Source organism: Xylophilus sp. ASV27 (assembly GCF_016428875.1).
Taxonomy (GTDB): Bacteria; Pseudomonadota; Gammaproteobacteria; order Burkholderiales; family Burkholderiaceae_C; genus Xylophilus.
On record NZ_JAELTO010000181.1, the window covers coordinates 1 to 4,746 of the forward strand.

Annotated in this window: 6 protein-coding genes; all 6 read right to left on the reverse strand. The window is 72.2% G+C overall.

Annotated elements, in window-relative coordinates; genetic code table 11:
• Positions 1-332: hypothetical protein (locus JHD63_RS21760; protein WP_198972880.1), on the reverse strand; the 332-nt coding region annotated here is incomplete at its 3' end.
• On the reverse strand, positions 332-808 hold the full coding sequence (locus JHD63_RS21765; RefSeq protein ID WP_198972881.1) for a flagellar export protein FliJ: 477 nt from the start codon (positions 806-808) through the stop codon (positions 332-334). The genes JHD63_RS21760 and JHD63_RS21765, both read right to left, overlap by 1 nt.
• The gene (gene fliI / locus JHD63_RS21770) at positions 805-2,232 is read right to left on the reverse strand and encodes a flagellar protein export ATPase FliI (RefSeq protein ID WP_198972882.1); all 1,428 of its coding nucleotides are present in this window, start codon (positions 2,230-2,232) and stop codon (positions 805-807) included. The genes JHD63_RS21765 and fliI overlap by 4 nt, the downstream gene beginning before the upstream one ends.
• Positions 2,225-2,977, reverse strand: a complete 753-nt coding sequence (locus tag JHD63_RS21775; protein ID WP_198972883.1) for a flagellar assembly protein FliH — start codon at positions 2,975-2,977, stop codon at positions 2,225-2,227. Before JHD63_RS21775 ends, fliI begins: the two co-directional genes overlap by 8 nt.
• Complete coding sequence (fliG, locus tag JHD63_RS21780; protein ID WP_198972884.1) at positions 2,961-3,956, reverse strand: flagellar motor switch protein FliG; 996 nt, start codon at positions 3,954-3,956, stop codon at positions 2,961-2,963. Before fliG ends, JHD63_RS21775 begins: the two co-directional genes overlap by 17 nt.
• Before the next feature lie 34 nt (positions 3,957-3,990).
• On the reverse strand, positions 3,991-4,746 hold a 756-nt coding region (locus JHD63_RS21785; protein ID WP_304952653.1), incomplete at its 5' end, for a flagellar M-ring protein FliF C-terminal domain-containing protein.

The window sequence follows — 4,746 nt, forward strand, 5'->3', positions numbered from 1 at the left end:
CCCCCCCCCCCCCCCCCCCCCCCCCCCCCCCCCCCCCCCCCCCCCCCCCCCCCTTTTAGATGTGTATAAGAGACAGCGGCTTGCGCGCCGGCCAGCGCTGCGGCATCGACGGCAACGCCGTCGGTCGCCGCATCAGGGGAGCGGCCGGCATGGGGAGGATGCTCGGCGGGCGTGTCCGGCCGCGCGGTCTCCGCTTCCTCTGCCGCGCCCAGCAGCGCGGCGAAGGCCTTGTCGGTGCCGGCGCCCGCGCGCGTGGCGTCCGTGCGGGCGCCTTCGCTGCGCACGCTGCGGGTCGGGGCGGGGGTAGCCGCGGGGGGGTGTTCGATGGCCATCAGTCCTGTCCTCCAAAGGCGGTGCCGGCACGTCGGAGCGACTGCCGGGCCGCAAACTCGTCCACTTCCTTCTGCTCGCGCCGCTGCTGCAGGCGCGCCTGCTGGCTGGCCTTGCGCGCCACCACCTGGCTCAGGCTGGCCAGCCGCAGCTCGGCCGCGCGCAACTGGGCGACGCGGGCCCGCACCTGGCGCGCATGCTGCTCCATCACGCCGTTCTGCAGGTCCACCGTGTGGTAGAGCCGGTCCATGAACTGGTAGTGGTGCTGCATCAGCTCGGGCGTGGCCCGGATCTGGGCCTGCTGCGTCCAGCGCGACTCGCTCTCCCGGGCGTACTGCTGGAGCTGGTCGAGCTGGCCCTGGGCGGCGCCCTGGCTGTCGCGGGCCTGGGCCAGGGACTGGGCGGCGGCGTCGCGCTGGCGCGTGGCCATTTCGATCGCCACGCGCAGGCCGCCGGCGGAATCGTCGCGCGCGCTCATCCGGCGCCTCCGACCACGGCGGCCAGCTCGGTGCAGCTCTGGTCGAGCGTGACCGCGTCGTGCATGCCCTGCTGCAGGAACCCGGCCATGGCCGGCTGCAGGGCGATGGCCTCGTCCAGCGCCGGGTCGGAGCCGGGCATGTAGGCGCCGACCTGGACCAGATCCTTGCCCTTCTGGTAGCGCGAGTAGACGGCGCGAAAGCGCCGCGCCGTATCCAGATGCTCGGGCGAGGCGACGTTGTGCATCACGCGCGAGGCGGACTGCTCGATGTCGATGGCCGGGTAGTGGCCGGACTCGGCCAGCGCGCGCGACAGCACGATGTGGCCGTCGAGGATGGCGCGGGCCGCATCGGCGATCGGGTCCTGCTGATCGTCGCCCTCGGACAGCACGGTGTAGAAGGCGGTGATCGAGCCCACGCCGTGCAGGCCGTTGCCGCTGCGCTCGACCAGATGCGGCAGCTTGGCGAAGCAGCTCGGCGGGTAGCCCTTGGTGGCGGGCGGCTCGCCGATGGCCAGGGCGATCTCGCGCTGGGCCATGGCGTAGCGGGTGAGCGAATCCATGAGCAGCAGCACGTGCCGGCCCTTGTCGCGGAAGTACTCGGCCACGGCGGTGGCATAGGCCGCGCCCTGCATGCGCAGCAGCGGCGGCGCGTCGGCCGGCGCGGCGACGACGACCGAGCGCGCGCGGCCGTCGTCGCCGAGGATGTCCTCGATGAACTCCTTGACCTCGCGGCCGCGCTCGCCGATCAGTCCGACCACGATCACGTCGGCCGCGGTGTAGCGCGCCATCATGCCCAGCAGCACGCTCTTGCCGACGCCGGAGCCGGCGAACAGGCCCAGGCGCTGGCCGCGGCCCACGGTGAGCAGCGCGTTGATGGCGCGCACGCCGGTATCGAGCGGCTCGCGCACCGGGTCGCGGTCCATGGCGTTGAGCGGCTGGCGGTCCAGCGGCTCGGCGCGCACCTGCTGCAGCGGGCCCTGGTGGTCGAGCGGCTCGCCGCAGGCATCGACCACGCGGCCGAGCAGGCCGTCGCCCAGCGGCAGGCGCAGCGCGTTCATGCCCCCGCCCTGCATGGCCTCCAGGCCGTCGTCCTGCGCGGCGCCCCAGCGCGGCGGCGGCACCCAGGGCACCGCCGGCGCCACCTGGGCGCCGCTGGAGAGGCCGTGGATGTCGCCTGCCGGCATCAGAAAGGCCTTGTCGCCCGAGAAGCCGACGACCTCGGCCAGCACGGCCGGCTGGTCGGGCATGCTGACGCGGCACTGCGAGCCGACCGGCAGGCGAATGCCCGAGGCCTCCAGCACCAGGCCGGTGAGCCGGGTGAGCGTGCCGCGGCTGGCCAGCGGCACCGGCACGGCCACGCGCGCGGCGGCGGTGTCGATGAAGCGCTGCCACAGTTCGGCATTGCGCTGCTGTGGTTCAGCCATCGGCCTGCTCCGCATCGCTGGGTGGCTGCGCGGCGGGCTCCTCCCAGGGCGCTTCCAGGCCCAGTGCGGCGATGGCACGGTCCCAGCGCGTCTGCAGGCGACCGTCGATGACGGTGCCGGCGGATTCGACCAGGCAGCCGCCGGGCGGCACGGCGGCATCGGCCAGCCACTGCACCGGGATGCTGCCGAACTCGTCCTGCAGCGGCGCACGCAACATGTCCAGGTCCTGCGCATGCAGGCGCACGGTGGCGGGCCGGCCATCGGCCAGCAGCGTGCCCAGCGCCTCGCGGATCACCGGCTGCAGTGCGTTGGGGTTGAGCGACAGCTCGTGCCGCAGCACCTGGCGCGCCAGCGCGCAGGCCATGTCCAGCACGCCCTGGGCGATGCGCTGCTGAGCGGCGTCCAGCCCCTGCTGCGCGGAGCTGACCAGTTGCGCCAGTTGCTCGGCGGCGGCATGGCCCTGGCCCGCCACGTAGGCGTCCAGGCGTTCGTTGCCCTCGCGCGTGGCCTCGGCATAGCCGGCGGCATGGCCTTCGGCGCGCGCCTCCTCGCGCACCTGCTGCAGCCGCGCCAGCGCGGCAGGGGTGTTCTCGGCGCCGTGCTCGGCCTCGAGCTGCGCGGCGGCGGCCAGGGCCGCGCGCACCGACTCATCCACTGCGCCGAACTCCCACGGCGCGACCTGCTCGATCTCCTCGCTGGGAATGAAGCGGGCGTAGCGGTTGCCGGCGCTAGACGAAGCTGTCATCGCCGCTGCCTCCCAGAACGATCTGGCCTTCGTCGGCCAGGCGGCGCACCGCCTTCAGGATTTCCTTCTGCTGCGCCTCGACCTCGGACAGGCGCATCGGTCCGCGCGACTCCAGGTCCTCGCGCAGCGCTTCGGCGGCGCGGGTGGACATGTTGCTCAGGAACTTGTCGCGCAGCTCGGGCGAGGCACCCTTGAGCGCGACCAGCAGGGTCTCGGTGGCGACTTCCTTGAGCACCAGTTGGATCGACTTGCCATCGAGCTTGCCGACGTCGTCGAAGACGAACATCTTGTCCACGATCTTCTGCGCCAGGTCCGCGTCGTAGGCGCGGATCGAGTCGAGCAACGGACCCTCGATGGCCGCGCCCAGCAGGTTGACGATCTCCGCGGCGGTCTTGATGCCGCCGAGCGAGGTCTTGCGGATCTTGTCGCCGCCGGCCAGCACGTTGAACAGCACCTCGTTCAGGTCCTTCAGCGCGGTGGGCTGTATGCCTTCGAGCGTGGCGATGCGCAGCATCACCTCGCTACGCTGGCGCTCGGACAGGTGGACCAGCACGCTGGCGGCCTGGTCATAGTCCAGGTGCACCAGGATGGCCGCGATGATCTGCGGGTGTTCGTTGCGCAGCAGTTCGGCCACCGACACCGGGTCCATCCATTTCAGGCTTTCGATGCCGGAGACGTCGCCGCCCTGCAGGATGCGGTCGATCAGCAGCGCGGCCTTGTCGTCGCCCAACGCGCGCCGCAGCACGGCGCGCACGTAGTCGCCGGAGTCCGACACCAGCAGGCTCTGCCGCGCGGCCACGCCGGTGAACTTGTTGATCACCTCGTCCACGCGGTCACGCGAGACGTTGCGCATGCGCGCGATGGTCTCGCCCAGCTTCTGCACCTCCTTGGGCGAGAGGTACTTGAACACCTCCGCCGCTTCCTCCTCGCCAAGCGACATCAGCAGAATGGCGGCGTCGTCGAGTCCTTGATTGTCCATGGCTGCTAGTTCCGGATACGCCTCAGAGGCACGATCAGGCCGGCACGTCGCCGCTGACCCAGCCCTTCACGATGTTGGCGACCGCGGTCGGGTTGCTGCGGGCCAGTTGGCGCGCATCCTCCAAGCGCAGTTGCTCGTCGGTGGGAGCGAGCACCTGCGGCTCGCGCTCGGCCGGGCTCGGCAGTGCGGGGCGCGGCGGGTTGTCCGCCACCACGGCGTCGAGCTGGCCGCCCGCCGCAGGTGCCGGCGCGCGGTTGACGGCCTTCAGCGCCGGCCGCACGAAGCCCAGCAGCACCAGCGCGGCCAGCAGCAGGGTGCCCACCGGCCAGGCCATGCTGCGCGCCAGGTCCAGCACCTCGGGCTGCTTCCAGAACGGCAGCACGGTGGTGTCCACGGCCGGAACCTGGAAGGGCGTGTTCATCAGGTTGACCGAGTCGCCGCGGTCCTTGTTGAAGCCGATGCTCTCGCGCACCAGCGCGGTCATCTGCTCGATCTGCTGCGCCGACAGCGGCTGCAGCTCCGGCGGCGCGCCAGGCTTGCCGCCCGCGCCGGCCGGCGCCTGGTAGTTGACGACCACGGCCGCGCTCAGGCGGCGCACCGTGCCGGTGCCGCCGCGCACGGTCTTGACGGTCTTGTCGACCTCGTAGTTGGTGATGGCCTCGCGCCTGTCTCTTATACACATCTCCGAGCCCACGAGACCGTACAGGAAATCGCGTATGCCGTCTTCTGCTTGAAAAGGGGGGGGGGGGGGGGGGGGGGGGGGGGGGGGGGGGGGGGGGGGGGGGGGGGG